Origin of the sequence: Nonomuraea sp. NPDC050536 (genome assembly GCF_044457685.1) — a bacterium.
GTDB lineage: Bacteria > Actinomycetota > Actinomycetes > Streptosporangiales > Streptosporangiaceae > Nonomuraea.
Window position 1 is genome coordinate 392452 of record NZ_JBITHD010000001.1, and the last position, 16876, is coordinate 409327.

The 16876-nt window shown below is 67.9% G+C and carries 22 protein-coding genes; 7 read left to right on the top strand and 15 right to left on the bottom strand.

Annotated elements, in window-relative coordinates:
• Positions 1–227 precede the first annotated feature (227 nt).
• Together ACIBHX_RS02115 and ACIBHX_RS02120 are read left to right on the top strand one after the other, a co-directional pair.
• Positions 228–989: a CHAP domain-containing protein gene (locus tag ACIBHX_RS02115; protein ID WP_397063364.1), complete on the top strand. Its 762-nt coding sequence runs from the start codon at positions 228–230 to the stop codon at positions 987–989.
• A gap of 4 nt (positions 990–993) precedes the next feature.
• Positions 994–1473 (top strand): hypothetical protein, encoded by a 480-nt coding sequence (locus tag ACIBHX_RS02120; RefSeq protein ID WP_397063366.1) that lies wholly within the window; start codon positions 994–996, stop codon positions 1471–1473.
• A gap of 351 nt (positions 1474–1824) precedes the next feature.
• Here ACIBHX_RS02120 and ACIBHX_RS02125 read toward each other — a convergent pair whose 3' ends face one another.
• From ACIBHX_RS02125 to ACIBHX_RS02145, 5 genes are all read right to left on the bottom strand, one after another.
• On the bottom strand, positions 1825–2364 hold the full coding sequence (locus ACIBHX_RS02125) for a GIY-YIG nuclease family protein (protein WP_397063368.1): 540 nt from the start codon (positions 2362–2364) through the stop codon (positions 1825–1827).
• Positions 2361–2876 carry a type II toxin-antitoxin system Phd/YefM family antitoxin gene (locus tag ACIBHX_RS02130; RefSeq protein ID WP_397063370.1) on the bottom strand — a complete coding sequence of 172 codons (516 nt, stop codon included), beginning with the start codon at positions 2874–2876 and terminating at the stop codon, positions 2361–2363. The genes ACIBHX_RS02125 and ACIBHX_RS02130 overlap by 4 nt, the downstream gene beginning before the upstream one ends.
• 110 nt (positions 2877–2986) lie before the next feature.
• Positions 2987–3259, bottom strand: a complete 273-nt coding sequence (locus ACIBHX_RS02135) for a hypothetical protein (RefSeq protein ID WP_397063372.1) — start codon at positions 3257–3259, stop codon at positions 2987–2989.
• A 157-nt stretch (positions 3260–3416) separates the two neighbouring features.
• The gene (locus ACIBHX_RS02140; protein WP_397063373.1) at positions 3417–4301 is read right to left on the bottom strand and encodes a phosphotransferase family protein; all 885 of its coding nucleotides are present in this window, start codon (positions 4299–4301) and stop codon (positions 3417–3419) included.
• A 1-nt stretch (position 4302) separates the two neighbouring features.
• Positions 4303–4545, bottom strand: a complete 243-nt coding sequence (locus ACIBHX_RS02145; protein WP_397063374.1) for a hypothetical protein — start codon at positions 4543–4545, stop codon at positions 4303–4305.
• A 55-nt stretch (positions 4546–4600) separates the two neighbouring features.
• Between ACIBHX_RS02145 and ACIBHX_RS02150 the strand changes: the two genes are divergently transcribed.
• The gene (locus tag ACIBHX_RS02150) at positions 4601–4906 is read left to right on the top strand and encodes a hypothetical protein (RefSeq protein WP_397063375.1); all 306 of its coding nucleotides are present in this window, start codon (positions 4601–4603) and stop codon (positions 4904–4906) included.
• Between the two features lie 74 nt (positions 4907–4980).
• Here ACIBHX_RS02150 and ACIBHX_RS02155 read toward each other — a convergent pair whose 3' ends face one another.
• Positions 4981–6306 (bottom strand): hypothetical protein, encoded by a 1326-nt coding sequence (locus ACIBHX_RS02155; protein WP_397065000.1) that lies wholly within the window; start codon positions 6304–6306, stop codon positions 4981–4983.
• Positions 6307–6407: 101 nt separating this feature from the next.
• Here ACIBHX_RS02155 and ACIBHX_RS02160 point away from each other — a divergent pair, with 101 nt between their 5' ends.
• The 4 genes from ACIBHX_RS02160 to ACIBHX_RS02175 all read left to right on the top strand — a co-directional run bounded on the left by ACIBHX_RS02160 (position 6408) and on the right by ACIBHX_RS02175 (position 9997).
• The gene (locus ACIBHX_RS02160) at positions 6408–6899 is read left to right on the top strand and encodes an NUDIX domain-containing protein (protein WP_397063376.1); all 492 of its coding nucleotides are present in this window, start codon (positions 6408–6410) and stop codon (positions 6897–6899) included.
• A 36-nt stretch (positions 6900–6935) separates the two neighbouring features.
• A complete protein-coding gene (locus ACIBHX_RS02165; protein ID WP_397063377.1) occupies positions 6936–8180 on the top strand; it encodes a hypothetical protein in 1245 nt (414 codons plus the stop codon).
• A gap of 87 nt (positions 8181–8267) precedes the next feature.
• Positions 8268–9611: a UDP-glucose dehydrogenase family protein gene (locus ACIBHX_RS02170; protein ID WP_397063379.1), complete on the top strand. Its 1344-nt coding sequence runs from the start codon at positions 8268–8270 to the stop codon at positions 9609–9611.
• 47 nt (positions 9612–9658) lie between these two features.
• Complete coding sequence (locus ACIBHX_RS02175) at positions 9659–9997, top strand: hypothetical protein (protein ID WP_397063380.1); 339 nt, start codon at positions 9659–9661, stop codon at positions 9995–9997.
• Between the two features lie 161 nt (positions 9998–10158).
• Here ACIBHX_RS02175 and ACIBHX_RS02180 read toward each other — a convergent pair whose 3' ends face one another.
• From ACIBHX_RS02180 to ACIBHX_RS02220, 9 genes are all read right to left on the bottom strand, one after another.
• Complete coding sequence (locus ACIBHX_RS02180; protein ID WP_397063382.1) at positions 10159–10341, bottom strand: hypothetical protein; 183 nt, start codon at positions 10339–10341, stop codon at positions 10159–10161.
• Positions 10342–10465: 124 nt separating this feature from the next.
• A complete protein-coding gene (locus ACIBHX_RS02185) occupies positions 10466–10693 on the bottom strand; it encodes a hypothetical protein (RefSeq protein ID WP_397063383.1) in 228 nt (75 codons plus the stop codon).
• An 83-nt stretch (positions 10694–10776) separates the two neighbouring features.
• The gene (locus ACIBHX_RS02190) at positions 10777–11052 is read right to left on the bottom strand and encodes a WhiB family transcriptional regulator (RefSeq protein ID WP_397063385.1); all 276 of its coding nucleotides are present in this window, start codon (positions 11050–11052) and stop codon (positions 10777–10779) included.
• On the bottom strand, positions 11046–11600 hold the full coding sequence (locus ACIBHX_RS02195; RefSeq protein WP_397063387.1) for a hypothetical protein: 555 nt from the start codon (positions 11598–11600) through the stop codon (positions 11046–11048). Before ACIBHX_RS02195 ends, ACIBHX_RS02190 begins: the two co-directional genes overlap by 7 nt.
• 146 nt (positions 11601–11746) lie before the next feature.
• Positions 11747–13882, bottom strand: a complete 2136-nt coding sequence (locus ACIBHX_RS02200; protein ID WP_397063388.1) for a hypothetical protein — start codon at positions 13880–13882, stop codon at positions 11747–11749.
• Between the two features lie 23 nt (positions 13883–13905).
• Positions 13906–14790, bottom strand: coding sequence for a hypothetical protein (locus ACIBHX_RS02205; protein ID WP_397063389.1), 885 nt, complete (start codon positions 14788–14790; stop codon positions 13906–13908).
• The gene (locus ACIBHX_RS02210) at positions 14790–15029 is read right to left on the bottom strand and encodes a hypothetical protein (RefSeq protein ID WP_397063391.1); all 240 of its coding nucleotides are present in this window, start codon (positions 15027–15029) and stop codon (positions 14790–14792) included. The genes ACIBHX_RS02205 and ACIBHX_RS02210 overlap by 1 nt, the downstream gene beginning before the upstream one ends.
• Positions 15026–15229, bottom strand: a complete 204-nt coding sequence (locus ACIBHX_RS02215) for a hypothetical protein (protein WP_397063392.1) — start codon at positions 15227–15229, stop codon at positions 15026–15028. Before ACIBHX_RS02215 ends, ACIBHX_RS02210 begins: the two co-directional genes overlap by 4 nt.
• Before the next feature lie 46 nt (positions 15230–15275).
• Positions 15276–16823, bottom strand: a complete 1548-nt coding sequence (locus ACIBHX_RS02220; protein WP_397063393.1) for a hypothetical protein — start codon at positions 16821–16823, stop codon at positions 15276–15278.
• Positions 16824–16876 lie beyond the last annotated feature (53 nt).

Genomic DNA, 16876 nt, shown 5'->3' on the forward strand with positions numbered 1-16876 from the left:
CTGGCCCTCAGGGCGAGGACGGGAAAGTCGGCAAGGACGGAGCCCGCGGCGAGCCCGGAGAGAAGGGCGAGCGCGGCCCTGCTGGTCCTCAAGGCGACCCCGGACCGCGCGGCGAGCCCGGCTCGCCGCCGTCCAGCTGGTCGTTCACCCTCGCCGGGATCCCGTACACCTGCACGCCGACAGAGCCCGGATCCACCAAGTACACGTGCGCGCCAGGAGGCTGATCTATGCCCGGCATAGACGCGATGATCAAAACGGCGGCGGACGAGATCGGGTACCGCGAGTCCGGCACCAACAACACCAAGTTCAACCGCTGGCTCGGCAAGCTGCCCGGCTACCCGCACGATGGGTACGGCTACCCGTGGTGCTCGAGCTTCCTGTCCTGGTGCCTGAACGCGTCCGGCAACGCCGGCGCGGGCCCCAAGACCGCCGGGTGTGAGACGGGCGTGGCCTGGTTCAAGGCCCACAAGCGCTTCTTCAAGACTCCCGAGGTGGGCGACTTCGTCTACTACGGGCCCGGCGGCGGCACGCACGTCGAGTTGGTCGTCTTCGTGTCGAAGGCATCCATCACGACCATCGGCGGCAACACGTCGGGCTCGCTGGACGGCAGGTACTTCAACGGCGACGGCGTCTACCGCAAGACCGTCGACCGGGACAGCCCCCGCATCTACGGCTACGGCCGGCCCGACTACCCCAAGGCCGATCCGAAACCGACTCCCGCCAAGCCTGCCAAGCATGAGCCCGCGAACTGGACGGAGGCCATCGTGAAGAAGCTCCCTCTCCTCAAGCAGGGCGACGAGGGCTGGCACGTGAAGACCATGCACTACCTGCTGGCCGCCCGCGGCTACGCGGTGCTGCCGGGCGTGGACGACACCCAGTTCACCCGACACCACACGGACGCGCTCAAACATCTCCAGGACGGCGCCGGACTGCCGCAGAGCGGTACGACCACCCCGGACACGTGGGCGGCCCTGCTGAAGGTCGCATGACTCTGTGGACGGCTTGCACTCCCTGATCGGGCTGTACGTGGCCCGCACCGCATCCAAGCTTCCCGCCATCTCGCCGGCGGGCGTCCCTGAGGAGGGGCATATGAAGGTATTCGGCCGCGAGCCCGCGGCATGGCTGCACGCGCTGCAGGCAGTGCTTGCCTTCCTCGTCACCCTGCCCGTCCTCAACGGGCTGGGGTTCACGGAGGAAGTCTCCAACTGGGTCATGACGATCGCCGCTGGCGTGGTCGCTCTGTTCGTGGCTATCGCTACCCGCCCTGTGGTCGTGTCGGCTCTGACCGGGGCCGTTCAGACGATCCTGACTGGCGCCATCGCGTTCGGGCTGCCGCTGTCGGAGCAGTCTTCGGGCGCTCTAGTGGCCGCGCTGAACGTGATCCTGATGCTGCTGCTGCCGCTCGGCATCACCCCGGCAGCGGACCCGGACCCGGCGTTCGTGCGCGCCCGGAATGTCAGAGCGGTCCGCTAGCCTCAGATCGTGGTCTCGCCCCGGAACGCCGGGTGACGGGACTGCCCCGACGCCGGGGACGGGCAACGCCCGAGTCCGGATGTCTCACGCTGAGGACCCGGCCTCGGAGATCTCTCCCGGGCCGGGACTCCTCGTACGGGTCGGCGAATGCCTCCTGTACGGCGGACCGCATGAGTGCGGGTACACCTGCCACCCAGGGCGCCTCCTGAACGCCTACGACGTCGAGAGAACCTGTCACCCCGCCTCGATACGCTCGTAGAGCGCGACCAACGCACCGAGGTCCCTGTCGGGATGACTCGACAACGGCCCCGTCCACCTTCGGGTGGGCGGGGCCTTCTTCGCGTTGTACGGCTAGTCGAGGCGCGACTGACACGCTAGGCGTTCACTGACGGCTTCTTGGATCCAGTGAGCGCGAGACATGGTCCCGCGAACGGCGTCTACCTCAGACAGGATGTCGAGAGAGAGCGGAAGGACAATGACGGGTTCGGCGTCCGGCCAGCTTCCGCCTCTGCCTGCCACACGGCCGAAACGGGTGAACTGGAGCCGATCTGTCATGTGCTGCGAGACCGGAAGTGTCTCGGCGAACGCTATGACGTCGTCTACTCGCGCGTCCATGAAGTATTCGCCGTCGTTGGTCGACTTGAAGTGGGTGTGGCAGAACTCGACCAGCTGTATCTCGTTGCGCCGCGCGAGGGGATGCGGCTGCGATAGCCACTGCGCAGCAACGAAGATTCCGTGCGGACGCGCCGCGGTGGCGTGTGACTTCAGCCGCGAGGCAGGGTTTCCGGTTCGTCCGATCTTGATAGTCCCGGAGTTGAATTGGACGACGTAAACGTAGTGACCGAGGCGGGAGGTCCCAGGTAACCCTGCGTTGGCCTGAGCGGGAATCACTCAGCTTCCTCATCGTCCTGGCTGGGGGTGACGTCCACGTCAGTCTCGTCGAACTCCCACCCGCTGATGGTGGTGAGGTCGTGGACCTGCTTCTCGTACAGCGCCGCGATCTCGGCGAGGTCGGCGCTGTCGATCAGCTCGGACTCGGCCGGGTCGTCGTGGACGAGCGCCCATCGCTGCTGCCCTTCCATCTCGAAGGCGACCACGCGGATGTGGTACTCCTTCTGCCCGATCTCGTCGAGGCTGTAGGACTCCCGCTCGACGTATCCCGCGTCGATGGCCTCGCGCACCGCGTTGGCGATGTCGCGAGTGACGGTCGGGTCTACGCGGTCGATGGTGGACTGGATGGTGCGCACGACGGGCTCCTTGGCAATCCGGTTGATGGGGACGATGGCGGCGACCTGCCGCCCGTGCCGGGTGATGTAGGTGATCTCTCCGGCGTACTCCGCGCGGTTCACCAGGTCCCCGAACTTGGCGCGTCCTTCGCGGAGGCCGATCTCGTTCTCGCTCACACCTAGAGAGTACACAGTTTGCATTGTGTACACAATAACTTGGACGTGCCTCTTCATGAGAAAGCCCGCCGCTCCTGTTGGAGTGGCGGGCCGTTTCGTGCTGTTCGGGATCAGGCCCGACGCCACCGCCAGTACGGGTCGCTCGACTTGTACGTGCACTTGTAGCGCACCTTGGTGACCGTCGCGTATCCGTAGTGGGCGTGGGCGGCCTTCGGGCAGAACGCCCCGGGCGTGATGCACACCCAGTGCGTGCCGGACTGCTTGTAGCAGGACGCAGCCGTGCTGGCGTGCGCCAGTGTGGCTGCGGAGGCGGGCAGCGCCGCGGCCGGAACCGCGAGAGCGGCACCAGCGAGGGCAGTTGCAACGAGCAGACGTTTGAGCAACGCGAGCTCCTGTGCGTAGGGGGATGGAACGTGACAAGGGTGAGACGCCTGCCGCGGCAGCGAGGTTGCCGATCAAGCTGTCCGCATCCGGCCACACGCCGATACAAGAGAACGCCCCCACTGGAAAGCAGGGGCGTTCGTCGTTCATCGGGCACGGTCAGGTGGTCCGGTACTCCACCCAGGCGCGGCCAGCCTCAGCTGCTCGGGTACGGAACTCTCGCCCGTCCTCGGGGCCGTACATGGCCTTGTAGAGGCGGAACAGCGTCCACAGCGCGGCCAAGCCGGTCGCGGCGCGCTCGGGCGCTGACGCCCAGGCGGGCACCTCCGACAGGAGCTCCTCGGCCTGGCCGGGCGTGTGCCCGGCCTCGATGAGGCGCGGGGCGAGCATGGCCGCGTCCACCCAGGGCGCGCCGTCCGCGGCGAAACCCCAGTCGATGACCCGCACACCCTGCCCGGTGACCATGAGGTTCCCGGCGTGCAGGTCGTAGTGCAGGAGCGTGTCGCCGGCCAGTTCGTCGATGTCGAACCCGTCGATGGCGGCGGCGTACAGCGCCTGTGAGGGGACCTCGCTGGCGGGCTTGGCCATCAGGTGCCGGCCTTTGGCGAGCAGGAACTCGACATTGTCGGCGACGAGCGGCGAGCCGTTGCCGGGAGCAGCCAGGGCGCCGAGTTCGCGCACCGTGTTGAGGACCTCGGGCACGTCGGAAGAGCCCGGAGACAGGTCCACGCGGCAGCCGTCGATGTGCTCAAACAGCATGACGATCCACCCGTGCGCGTCGCTGCTCCACGTCATGCGTGGGGTCGGCGCGTCGGCGGGCAGGATCGTGCCGGCCCAGCGCTCCCGCTCGTACAGGCGGGCGGCCGGGCTGTCGACGGAGATCGCTTTGAGGAACGCACGGCCTCCGCTCTCGGTGTGCAGAGTCGCAGCGATGCCCGGCATCAGGCCCTGATGCGCTGCCTCCGCCTTCAGCACGAGACCGACGGCGTCCTGGACCTCGTTGCGTACCGCGGCGGGCAGTTGCTCCCACTGGGGCCTGTCCATGTCAGATCTCCGTCCTGGGGTCGTCGGCGCAGCCGGCGTAGCACTGGCTGCACTCGCTGGCGGGGATCCACAGCTCGGCGTCGACGTGCAGGCCGGCCGAGCGGATGGCCTCGACGGTAGCGCCGATGGCCGCCGCGGGAGGGGTAGCCTCGCCGATCTGCTCGTCGGGTTCGTCGGGGCGGTGGTGGATGAACCGGCCGGCGACGCGCTGGCAGAACTCGGCGTACTCATCGTTATGTCGCACATCCGTTCGGTCGTAGGATCCTCTCGAACGGCGCTCTACCTGGGGGATGATCATCATGGCTGACTATGCTGACCTGCCGAAAGACCTGATCGAGCTCAAGGTGGCGTGGCTGCAGGCCGACGCTCTGTGCCAGGAGATCTCCGACCGGCTGCCGTCCAACATCGACGTGGTCGCGCTCGAGGCGGAGCGAGACGAAGAGGGCCTGGCCGAGCTCGCCGAAGCACGAAGCGAGCGCCTGAGGATCACGGACGAGATCAACGCGCACCCGTACTGGGCGACGTGTGAGCACAGGTATGACGCGTGGATGCACCTGAACAAACTCGCGAAGGAAGCGCTGGCAGCGTCCCAAAACCAGGCTTGACGCCCGCTCCTGACACACGAAGGCGCCCGCTCTCCCGGATGGGAGGGCGGGCGCCGTTTCGCGTGTGCGGGCAGCTAATTACTGGCGAGGACGCGATCAGCTGCGGCAATGTGCGCGTTGCTCCGGTACGGCTGCCAGCCAGTGCGGATCTGGCGTACCTCGTTACGAACCCGCGCCGAAGAGATCGAACGCACATCAGCGCCGAGATCGACGACCGTGGCGGCGGCCTGGTCAACGTCCCCAGAGAGCAGTTGGGCGTGAGCCGCTCGCAGGCCAATCAGCGCCCGCGTACGGCGTTCGATAGGCCGCCGCGTAGACATGGAGGCGGTGTAGTGCCGCGCTGCGGTCGCATGGTCCCCAAGCTGCGTGAGAGCCAACCCCGTCTGATGCTCGAACGACTCGCGCCTGTAATTGCCCGTCCAGTCCGCTTCCGGGAGAGAGTCGGCGTGTTCGAGGTGCGTCTCGGTGCGTCGCAAGAGATTTAGCGCGCCCCACCTATCGCCGGCCGCTGCGTGGGTTTCGGCCTGCATGCCGGTAACCCAGGCGACGGTGCGGAGCGGGCCTCGCCCGCGAAGGGACGACGCGGCAGCCTCGGCTAGGGCTAGTGCCTCACGGCCATGGCCGAGCTCGACGGCTTGCACGGCCATGCTGCGGAGCCCAGTAGCGCGTAGCACCATGTCGCCTGCTTCGTCTGCCAGGCGGATCGTGCTGATGTAGTAGCGGGTGGCCAGGTCGTGGGCGCCAGCATCCATGGCCATGTACGCGGCAAGGTAGGTAAGTTCCGCCGCCGCGCAGAACAGGTCAGGGCGGGTCCGCCCGCCGGTGCCACGCAGCAGCGGCGCGACGTCGCGGGTGAGATACGCGGCTACCGCGGCGCGGGCGTGGCCGCCGCCGTACTGGTCGTCGAGATCGGCGAACACCTTCGTCGTGTCCCTGAGCCGTTGGACGTCCCCGGCGCCGGCGCGGCGCTCCGGTAAGACGTCAGCGTTCCTCGCGGGGGTGAGCCCTGCCACGGTGAACGCGCCGGCGGCGAGCAGCGTCCTGCGGTTGAGCATGTCGTCCTCTCCGAGGGTGGCCAGCCGGGCTACTGGATCACCCTTCCAAGGATCGTTCCCAACCTGAGGCAGGTTCACCGTCCCCCATCCGAGGTCGGCGAGGGTCAGGTCTGGCCGGTGCAGGGCGCGGCGGAACGCTTCGACCGCCGCGGCGGCGGCCTCGGGCCGCGGGATGGTGCCGGTCAGCCAGTGGCCGATCGCTGACCGGTCGTAGTACAGCGGGTCACCGTACTCGGAGGCGACCGCGTTGACGTGCTCGGCGGCAGCTGCGTGTGTCCAACCGGCCTGCTCAATCAGTGCGGCCAGGGCCCGGTTGGCGACGGGACGTGTGCGTTGCGGGGCCATCTTCACATCGCTTCACATCGTGGATCCCTCGACTGTCCGCCCCACTCAGAGCACCGTCAATAGCACGAAGCGTTATCCGTCTGAGTTGAGGAGGGGCCCGCATGGCAGACACCTCGAAACCTGACTACTTCCAGAACCCGCCGCCACGCCGCATCGGAACCCTCGCCCTGCTGGAGCACGACGGCCAGTTCGTCATCATCAGCCGCTCGTACTGGACCGAGGTGTCGCGTTGGGGCCTTCCGGGTGGCACTGCGGATGCGAACGAGCTCCCGAGACGGGCCTTCAGCCGGCTCATCGCCGAAAAGCTGGGGTTGCGTGTCACCGCCAGGGCGCTGCTGGCCATCGACCACTCGCCGGAATGGCCAGGCCGCTTCCGCGAAGGCATCAACTTCGTCTACCACGTGCCGCTGCCGAGCCTCGTGGACCTCACCGTGACCGACGGCTGCGGCTACGTCGAAGCCCGATGGGTCAACCGGGAGACGGTCCGCGAGACGGTCGTCGACCACGAACTGGCCCGCATCCTGCAATGCCTGGACGCGCTGCACAACGGCTCCACCAAGGAACTCCTCGTCGGCCTGCCCGCGACGATCTAACGTCCCCGCACCCCCACACCGCAAGGAGGCATTACCGTGTTTCTGCCCTATGCAGTGATCGAACAGCTCACCCCGCAGCAGGTGGCGACCTGGGAGCAGCATTTCGCTGGCACCGGCCACGAGCGGGCACGCAGCATCGAGGAGGGCATCTGGCGTCGCACCCAGGACCCCGCCAACGCGCAGCAGTCCGGCTGGTCCGAGGATCACCAGGGCCGCCGCCGGATCGTGCACTACCGCTACCAGTACGGCCTCGACTACACGTTCCCGGTGCCGCGCCTGGTGCTGTCGGAGCTGTACCTGTTCCACTCCTTCACCGGGCCGGCCGCTGAGATCGATGTCTACCTCAAGGACCTGCACTCCTGGCTCGCGGAGGGCCGCTGGCGCGAGAAGGACGGCTACTGGAGCAAGGGCGACCTGCGCTTCACCATCAGCGAGTACGACGACCACCCGCAGGATGAGCGGGCGGGCCGCGAGACACCGCCTGGGTTCCGCTCGGTCGACGTCTGCTTCACCTCAGACGGCTACGAGGTGTCGCGCGCCGTCCGTAACCTGCCTTGGGATGTGCTCGCCGGCGGGATCCGCATCAAGGAGGCCCGCGGCGAGCCCACGATCGCCCTAGACCTGTCCGAGCTGCTGGACTACCTGCCGTTCCAGGTCGAAATGGGGTGCGGCACCAGCATCGAGGCGGGTATCCCGCCACTGCACTACCTGCACGAGGTGTACCGGGTGACGGCGCGCAAGGACAACGCGCTCACCCAGTCGCACCCGTTCACCATGTCGCCGCAGACCGACACACTGGTGCAGGAGATGCTGCTGGGCGCGCAGGACAAGGCGGCCGATCTGACGCGCATGTTCAAGGCGTCCTTCCTGGCCGAGCCGACGCCCGCCCACCACGCCCTCAGGGCGCTGCATGACGCGGGCCACATGGTCGGTCCGGTGATCACGCACAACTTCGACGTGTTGGCGGCGCGGGCCGGCCTGTCGGAGGTGTTCGTGCGCCGCTACGACCAGAAGATCCCGCCCGTGCCCCTCCTGCCTGAGGCCAAGGCGCTGCTCGTCGTCGGCCTGCACGCCGACCGACGCGAGGTCCAAGCCCGCGCCCGCGAGAAAGGGATGCGGATCTTCTACGTGGATCCCGAAGGGCTGATGGAAAACGGCCACTTTAAGACCTACCCGATCGAGGGCGCCCGCGAAGGCGACATCATCGTCCACCAGGCCGCCATCCCGGCGCTGACCCGGCTGTGCGAGCTGCTGAACGTCAAGGTCGGCTCGACCGTGTGAAGCGCCGGTTCGCGGCACTAGATCGGGATAACTTCGTGGGGCGCACCCGACCGTGCGCCCCACAAGGAACCCAACCGAACAGGATCCATGATGCGCGTTTCCGTGATCGGCTGCGGCCACCTCGGCGCTCCCCATGCCGCCGCGATGGCCGAACTCGGCCACGAGGTGATCGGCGTCGAGCTCGACCCCGAGAAGTGTAAGACGCTAGCCGCCGGCGTGCCGCCCTTCTACGAGGCGGGCTTCGCTGACCTGCTGGCGAAGCACACCTCCACGGGCCGTCTCCGGTTCACCACGGACCTGGCCGAGGCGGCCGAATTCGCGGACCTGCACTTCCTCGCGGTCGGCACTCCGCTGCGCGAGGATGGGCGCGGCTACGACGTGGCCCAGGTGCTCGGCGCGTTTAGCGCACTGATTCCGCTGCTGTCCCGGCCCGCCACGATCGTCGGTAAGAGCACGGTGACGGTGGGCACCGTGGCACGGCTCCAGCAGATCATCAACGATCTCGCGCCGATCGCCGATGTGGAGTTGGTGTGGAACCCTGAGTTCCTGCGCGAAGGCCACGCCGTCGAGGACACCCTGTACCCCGACCGGATTGTGGCCGGCCTGAGCTCCACCCAGGCCCGCGCGGCAATCGAAGAGGTGTACGCGCCCATCCTCGCCCGCGGGGACGTGGAGCTCATCGTCACCGACCCGGCCACTGCCGAAGTGCTGAAGTCGGCCGCCAACGCATTCCTCACCACCAAGATCTCCTTCATCAACGCGATGGCCGAGGTGTGCGAGATCGTCGGCGCCGACGTGAACACCGTCGCCTACGGGATCGGCATCGACAAGCGGATCGGTCACGGCGGCATGCGTCCGGGCATCGGCTACGGCGGCGGCTGCCTCCCCAAAGACGTCGCCGCCTTCACCCACCGCATCGACGAGCTGGGGGCGCACGAGGCACACAGGCTGCTCTCGGCGGTCGAATCGGTCAACGCCAGCCGGGCGCGGGCGGCCGTCGAGCTGGTGGAGAAGGCGCACGGCGGCCCAATCGCCGGCCGCACCATCGCCGTCCTCGGCGCGGCCTTCAAGGCCGGCACCAGCGACGTGCGTGACTCCCCAGCCCTGCGGCTGGCCGCAGGGCTGGTCGAACGAGGTGCGGTACCGGTCATCTACGATCCCGAAGCGCTGGAGGCTGCACGCGAGTTCCACCCGGAGTTTGCCTACGCCGATACCGCTATCCATGCCGTGACAGGCGCCGACCTCGTCGTGCTCGGCACGGAGTGGCCGGAATTCACCGCAGATCCAGACCTTCCCCTAGATGCGGCCGACCTCGTGCACCGCAAGGTCGTCGTAGACGTCCGCAACGCCCTCCAGTCCGGCCCATGGCTCATCGCCGGGTGGGAAGTCTGGCAGCTCGGCCGCCCGCCGCAGCGCACGCAAGTCCGGTAGTCACGACAACTCCCAGCGCCTCGTTGGGCTACAGATCGGAGACAGGCATGGACGACATGTGGACGATGATCCGGGAAGTACGCAGCCGGGACGAGCGGCGCAGCGGCGCTCCCGACCCGGCCAAGGAACTCCTGCTCATGACGAAGGTCTCCGAGGAAGCGAACGAGGCCGCCGAACTGTACCGGCGAATGAAGGGCTGGGGGACTGACGGGCCTGCCACGGCCACCCTGCCGGAGGTCCAGGACGAGCTTTGCGCGGCCATCATGGCCGGCATGGTGGCGCTCGACCGGATCTCCGGCAACGCCCGCGCGCACTGGCGGCATTACCTCGACTACGGGTACCAACGGGCCAAGTCGGAGAACGCCGCCGCAGAGGCAACCCTTTGAGGCGCTGAACGGGATCTACGCTGGCTGAGCTGGCTCGTACGGCGCCGCCCCGCAACAGCGAGGCGGCGGCCCACACGGAGACGAGAGGACGTCAGCCGCACACTGACGGGCTCCCGCTACTGATGTGATGCCCGCGGACGGGGCGGAGTTCACCGAAGGCGCTAGACCTCTTCGAGGAGGTCGGCGAGGTCGATCTCGAAACGGGCGCGGAGCTCTTCGACTCTGGCGCAGTACCCCACGAGGTAGACGTGTTCGCCGGTGCGGCGTGTGACTCGGAAGGTCGGCCGGCCGTTCAGGCTGATCACCTCGATGATGATTCCGCCGTGACCGTGCCAGACCGACATGCGACGAAACTATGCGAAACAGTGCAAATCGGACAAGGGGTCAGGGTGTCGCGCACGTCCGAGACAGCATGACGCCCGGCCCTCGAGGTGAGAGCCGGGCGCCGAGCGGAGTGGGGTATCTGTCTCAGCACCCGCGCAATCCCTTGGTCCTGTGCTCGTCGAGCATCCCTTGCGCGACCTCGATCGCCTCGGCAGGCGTGAGGTTGCGGTTGGACATCTTGAGCGTGTCGGGGATCCGGTCGCAGCCGCCGATCGCGACCTCCAGACGTCCCTTGCGGTTGGTGTACACGCCGTACACGCTGCCCTTGCAGTCGGGGTGCGGCGTCTTGAAGATGCCCATGGTCGTCTCCATGTCTGGTTGTTAGGGCGCCCGGCTCTTCAGGGATGAGAGCCGGGCGCCGTTCCGGGGATCGCCCGGAGACTGTGGTTGGTCGTCTACGCGGCGAGGCCGCCTTGCGCGAGGACGCCGCGCTCTGGTCCAGTGAGGCCGCCCCAGACTCCCCACTCCTCGCCGGCGTCGAGGGCGTAGGCCAGACACCTTTCGCGGGCCAGGCAGGTCCGGCAGATCTGCTTTGCCGCATCAGCCCAGCCTGGACCGGCGCCAACGGGAGGGAAGAATGCCTCCGGGTCGGTCTGGCCACACAGTCCGTCCGCCATCCACGCGTTCTCTGTTGCTGCGTCCTGGAGGTCGGTGAGCAGGTCGATCAGCATGGGAGTTCCTCTCCGGTGAGCCACCGGCCGTCGTGCGGCATGACGCGGCCCTGGCTGAGCAGGTCGTAGACGGCCTGGTAGGTCTCGCCCATCTCGGCGGGTGCCATCGTGAGCGAGGTTCGAGCAGAAGTCACCTTTCTAGGTAGAGAGTGCAGGGTTTCAAGGGCGGCCTCGCAGTCACCGCGGACCCGGGCCCAATGCTCCATGGCGGCCTGGTTGGGAGGCTTCTGGCATGCCGCGGTGGCGAACGACGCGTTGGCCCAGGCCCAGGCTCTGGTGATGGCTGAGCGGAGCTTGATGTAGGTCATGAAGCGGCCATACAGGTCGTCGATCTTGTCGAGTAGATCGGAGATCAGTTCTTGGTCGCTGCCGTACGGGCTGTCCATGACGTGCCAGGGGCGGGAGCCGAGCGCCATGGCGGCGCCCATGATCGGCGCGAAAGATCGTGGATCAAGGCCAGTCGCTCGGCAACGGCCGGCCATCAGCGCGATGTCGGCGCCTAACTCGGTGGTGTCCGCCAGCACCTCGGCCTGTGCTGTCCAGCTCACGCGTACCCGCCTCTCATCGTGACGGAAAGTGAGGGGAGGAGGCGACGGGCAGAAATGTCTTTGTGTCCTGTCAGATCTCTCATAAGGGTCCGGTGGGGGAGGGGTCCAGGACATTTACGGAGAGGGGCTCGCTGGGACATTTACGGTCACTCCTCGTAGTCGTGGGCGTTGTCGATGGCGTCGTCTTCGGCCTCGTCGATGAGCGCGTCCACATCGATCTCGGGCAGGTCCGGGGTGACCGCGTGCCAACTCTGTGAGCGGCCTTTGCCGCGCAGCTCGACAGCGCCCTCGAAGCGCAGCACATCCAGGTAGCGCCATGCTCCGTTGCGGCTCAGCCCGCGTTCTTGGCCGAGTTCCTTCTCCAGCGCCTCTTCGATCCGGCGCGTGGAGGTGCCTTCGGGGGCTGACGCCATGGCGAGGATCATGGACCGGATCCGCGGGTCCAGGTCGGTCTGAGCGGCGGCCTGCTTGCGGCGTTCGATGGCGACCAGGCGGCGCTGCCCCGGCGTGAGGGTGACATCCAGCAGGCGCTGCTCGGTGAGGACCGCCACGGCGTTGGCGCGCGCCGCGGCGCCGCGGTTGTCAGAAGTAGGCATGGCAGTCTCCGGAGCGGTCGAGGGTTGGGGTGTGGAGCGGCGGCCGGTCTTGGCGGGCGGCGCCCATGGCTCGTTGCTCAGCAGTGCTGCTACCAGGTCGGCGCCCATCTGCTCGCGCAGGTAGGCCATCTCGGCGGGCGCGAGCTCGCCGGCGGAGCGGCGGGTGGTGAGTTTGTCGATGTCGGTCAGCTTGTCCAACCGCCACCCGCGGCCGGTCGCGTACTGGCCGCCGATGTCAGCGACCAGGAGGACGCCTGCTTTGCCTTCGCCGTACTGCGCCATGTTCGGCAGGGTCACGCCGAACTCGCCTGCGGCGTGCTGCATCTCCGACTTGCGGTTGACCTTGCCGAGGACCACCTGGTCGACCATGGTCCGCGAGTTGCCGCCGCCCATGTAGGTGGCGGTGCCGCGGGTGCCCACCAAGACGGCGGCGACGGCCTCGGAACGGCCCTTCGACATGACGTAGGACCAGGCTTTACGGGTAGCCATGCCCAGCCCGTCGGTGTGGGCGAGCAGCTCGTCCATCTCGTCGACGACCACCGGGACGAGCTTGGTCTCCGCTGTGGGCTCCACAGTGGCCTCGTCGGCGTCATCGAGGGAGCCGCGGTAGTCGATGAGGTGCCCGGCCAACTCCAGCAGATGGAGCGCCTTGACGCGCTCGCCCGGCCCGCAGGCGGACGCTCCCAGGGAACGCCTCCAGCGCCTAAGCTCCTTGGCCTTGGACACGTTGATGCCGATCGGCCAGGCGTTGTCTGCTGCGGTCAGCCGCTCATAGATGTTGTTCAGGGTGACCGACTTGCCTGCGCCGGGCAACGCCACGATCACGACCCGCTTGGCGCCGTCCTCGTCCCACAGCACCAGCGCGAGCGGACGTCCGGTCTCCGGGTCCATGCCGATGATGATCGGCTCCCGGGCATCGGCCACGTCCGGCAGGATGATCTCTGGCGTCGGGTCCAGCAGCGGGTGCGGCAGGTCCTCTGCCCACGGATCCTTGTAGCGGATCGACACCGTCAACCGCCCCGCGATGACACCCGGCCGTGTCTTCACCCGGGAGGTGGGTAGCCCTTCCTGCTCGGCGATCCGCTCGTCCAGGTCAGGCCCAGCCAGCGTGGACGCCCTGCGCCCCGTACCCACGGTGTCCAGCTCGAACTGTTCGCCCAGCCTGGTCTCGCGCCAGTCGAGCAGGTGGGAGCCGGTCAGTCCGTAGCGGGCGGCCCGCATATGCCAGTCGGTGCGCGCCTGCTGCCAGGCCAGCGCCTGCACGATGGCCGGGTCCTTACGGTAAGCCCAGTAGGCGAGCCCTGCTGTGGCCAGCCCGAGCATCGCCATCAGCCCCGGCACGCTCTCGGTTCCCGCCGTCACGCCCCACGCCGTCGCGGCACTCACCCATGAGCCAGCGGCCAGAGTCGCCACAGCGGAGCGGACAGGCGTGCGCTGACCCGGCAGGTTCATTTCGCGGGCGTACATGCCGATGACGCCGACGACCGTGACGGGCAGGCCGAACCACGCGGGAACTGCGGCAAGGTGAGCTGCTTCGGCGAGCGTGACCGCGCCCGCGATCACCGGGATGGGACCGCGCCGCAGGTGGTCGCGCTGCACCCAGCCGACCGCCCGCCCCAGCAACCCGCGACGGGACGGGGCGGGAAGCTCCGGGATGTCCTGCTCAGATTCCGGGCTGAGGGTCATGGTTCGGGGGCCTTTCGGGGAGGTCAGGCGGTGCTGCCGGTGAAGAACCGGCCGTTGTACGGCAGCGTGACGCCGTCGGCGGCCAGCCTCTGCACCTCGCCGTAGACGGCAATGAACGTCTTCCACGCCTCCGACATGCGTTCGGCCGCGTCGCTGACGTGCTCGCTGTAGTCGGTGAACCCGGCAACAGCGGTCGGGTCCAAGCCGACGTCGTTGGTGCACGTTTCGCGGGCCTGCTCGAGGGCCTCCGCGTAGCGCACCATGGCGGCGGCCTCGCCGTGCATGAAGGCGACCAGCGCGGCGTCGTCCTCCGGGTGGAAGTGGCTCACCCGGTCGATCATCAGAGCCCAGTCCGGCGGCGCGTCCGGGGCGGCCAGGGTTGTCGAGACGGCATCGTTGGTGGTGGTCACGGCTCCTCCAGGAGCAGGTTTGGGGTCGGGGACAGCCTTGAGGTGCCGTTCCTTCGGCGGTTCGGGCCCGGGTGTGCCCTGCGGCGGAGCGAGGACCGCGGTGGGCTCGACAGGCTTGGTCGCTGCGGGCTTGCTGTCCTGCTTGCCGGCCTTGGGCTGCCGCTTGAACAGCAGCGGCTGGCGGCCTTGGTCCTGCCAGCGCGTCTCGCGCGTGGTCCGGCTGCGCTCGGCCGCGGTCTTCACTGCGGTCCATGCTCGCTGGCTGCGCTTCCTGCCGCCTCGGGCGAGCTTCCCGGCAGCGCGGCCTGACCATTCGGCGGTGGCGCTCTTCAGGTCGGTGCTCTCGGTGGGGACGCCGGCGGAGCCGACGAAGTGGACCAGCCACGCCTTCTTCGCAGGCCGCGGCTTGCTCTTGGCTGGGGAGGAGTGCCGTCGGGCCAGCTTGTAGGTGACGGCGACTGCGATCCCGGTGACGGCCGCGCCGATTAGCGGATCCATCACGCGTCCTGGTCGGGCTCGTTGGGCCGCGAGGCCGTCTCGTTGGCCAGCTCAAGGTAGGCGATCAGCCCGTAGCCCAGAGAGCAGCACACGGCCAGCAGCGGCGGGAACGCCCACCAGGGCAGGCCCACGACGACGATGGCCGCGAAGCCGAGCACCGCAACCCAGGCCGCGTCCCACCAGGACGGGGCGGCGATCTCCCAGGCGCGAGCGGTGATCTGCCGCAGCGGCGGCCTCATGACATGGCCTTGAAGACGTTCAGCCCGAGGGCGGCCACCCACTTCATGAGGCCGATGCCCCACTCGGTGCCGCCGAAGAACATCCCGAACAACATGGCCGAGATGAAGGTGGGCCACTGCTTTCCCTGAAGCAGAAACGTGCAGACGGCGATCACAAGGAACATGCAGGCGAGCACGCCCTGCACAGTGGACGAAGACATGACTCCTCCTCCGGAATCGAGGGATAGACGGGGCTGGTGATTGGCGTCAGGAAACGCTGCGGTCACGGCGAGGGTCAGCCTTGCGCCTCTTCCAATACGGCAGCTCCGCCACCCACTCCTTGCGTTTGCGAGAGGCGTGGGAGGGATGGACGCCGGCATGGTCGGCGAGTTCCTTGACGGTCGGGTAGCGGTCCTCGGCGACCTCCGCTCGCCAAAAGTCCTGCATGGCCTGCGTTTTCGAGCCGTCGTCGGCGTCGTCGTTGACCTTCTCGTTGAGCCCGGGGGAGGTCAACGCCGGGATCAACTCGCCGGTCACATGAGGGTCGCCCGACAGCAGCCGTTCGAGGTCGTACAGGTCCGGGTTGTTGATATCGAAGTTGAGCGGCGGATTGACCTGCTCGATGGTCAACACCGGGGTCACGTTGGGACTCACAGGCAAGGTCAACTTGTCGGCCGCTCGAGGGGCCGGGATGGCTCCTCCGTTGACCTGGTTGTTGACCTCGCCGTTGACCCGCTGGGAGGTCACATCGGAGGTCACGCGTTCGGTCAACGCCATCAGCGTCAGCGCGGCCTTATCGAGAGCGCGCTGGGTCGCCTCGGCGGTGTCGAATCGCAGCATCTCCTCCAGCGCCGCGTTGGCGCGCTCCCGATCCTCTTGTGTGGTCGTGTCGGCCCACTTGGCGACCTTCTCGCGCTTGACGAGAGCACCCGTGCTGTACAGCGCATCGATCTGTGCGAGCAGCGCCTTCTGTCGCTCCGGGTTCACCGCCAGGCCGGTGTGCTCGACCGCCTTGTCCATCACCTTGTCGAGCTTGGCCAGCGCGGCGCGCTGCTTCCGGTCGGACGCTCCTCGCTGCTGCAGGGCCTTGGCGTCCTTGATGGCGAGCGCCACCCGCGTCAGCCGTCGGTGGGCGTCCACGTCGCCTGCTGTGCGGTCGGTGGCCTCCGCGAGTCCGAGCCGTACCAGGATCCGCTCGGGCGTGACCCTCCAGTGGATGCCGCGGAACCCGGTCAGCCTGAGCCGCTCCAGCTTCATGCCGCGTTCCCACAGCCACGCGGCTACGAGGGGAGCGGCGAGCCGGAACACGGCCTCGGGCAGGCTGTGCGCGTCCATGCTCGACAAGACCGCGGTCAGGCAGGTGAGTGCCCACACGGCGATGCCGTCGATGCCGGCCGTGTAGTTCTCCCGCATGTTGCGGCGGGCCCGTACGGCGCTGGTGATGATGGCGACCTCGATGAAGGCGAACAGCAGCAGCCGCAGCGGCCCGTCCAAACCGAGGACGTCGCCGGAGAAGCGCCACATGCCCTGCGCGGACACCGCGGTGGCGATCGATGCGGCAACGACCGTCAGGACGTCCTCGACCGGGCGGGCCTTCAGCGTGGACCAGCCGGTGCTCGCAGCACGCCGGAGGATGCGGCCGATGCGTCGGATTGCTAGCAGGGCGATCAGTCCGAGGACGATCCACCAAAACCATGGAGGCGGGAGATATGGCGCGATACGCGCCCATATCCACGCCAACCAGTCGGCGGGCGAAGTTGAGGAGAAATGATCAACGGGGGTACCGCTGACCAGCGATAGGACGTTAATGTCCATGGTGGCTGCAGACCTCTTGGCTTAGTAGGCGGGTCTGTGGCAAGTCCTCCGGG

Coding starts and splice junctions, on each gene's coding strand:
- ACIBHX_RS02115 (WP_397063364.1), top strand. CDS start 228: ATGCCCGGCATAGACGCGATGATCAAAACGGCGGCGGACGAGATCGGG.
- ACIBHX_RS02140 (WP_397063373.1), bottom strand. CDS start 4,301: ATGGACAGGCCCCAGTGGGAGCAACTGCCCGCCGCGGTACGCAACGAG.
- ACIBHX_RS02150 (WP_397063375.1), top strand. CDS start 4,601: ATGGCTGACTATGCTGACCTGCCGAAAGACCTGATCGAGCTCAAGGTG.
- ACIBHX_RS02155 (WP_397065000.1), bottom strand. CDS start 6,306: ATGGCCCCGCAACGCACACGTCCCGTCGCCAACCGGGCCCTGGCCGCA.
- ACIBHX_RS02160 (WP_397063376.1), top strand. CDS start 6,408: ATGGCAGACACCTCGAAACCTGACTACTTCCAGAACCCGCCGCCACGC.
- ACIBHX_RS02170 (WP_397063379.1), top strand. CDS start 8,268: ATGATGCGCGTTTCCGTGATCGGCTGCGGCCACCTCGGCGCTCCCCAT.
- ACIBHX_RS02175 (WP_397063380.1), top strand. CDS start 9,659: ATGGACGACATGTGGACGATGATCCGGGAAGTACGCAGCCGGGACGAG.
- ACIBHX_RS02180 (WP_397063382.1), bottom strand. CDS start 10,341: ATGTCGGTCTGGCACGGTCACGGCGGAATCATCATCGAGGTGATCAGC.
- ACIBHX_RS02185 (WP_397063383.1), bottom strand. CDS start 10,693: ATGGAGACGACCATGGGCATCTTCAAGACGCCGCACCCCGACTGCAAG.
- ACIBHX_RS02190 (WP_397063385.1), bottom strand. CDS start 11,052: ATGCTGATCGACCTGCTCACCGACCTCCAGGACGCAGCAACAGAGAAC.
- ACIBHX_RS02200 (WP_397063388.1), bottom strand. CDS start 13,882: ATGACCCTCAGCCCGGAATCTGAGCAGGACATCCCGGAGCTTCCCGCC.
- ACIBHX_RS02205 (WP_397063389.1), bottom strand. CDS start 14,790: ATGGATCCGCTAATCGGCGCGGCCGTCACCGGGATCGCAGTCGCCGTC.
- ACIBHX_RS02210 (WP_397063391.1), bottom strand. CDS start 15,029: ATGAGGCCGCCGCTGCGGCAGATCACCGCTCGCGCCTGGGAGATCGCC.
- ACIBHX_RS02215 (WP_397063392.1), bottom strand. CDS start 15,229: ATGTCTTCGTCCACTGTGCAGGGCGTGCTCGCCTGCATGTTCCTTGTG.
- ACIBHX_RS02220 (WP_397063393.1), bottom strand. CDS start 16,823: ATGGACATTAACGTCCTATCGCTGGTCAGCGGTACCCCCGTTGATCAT.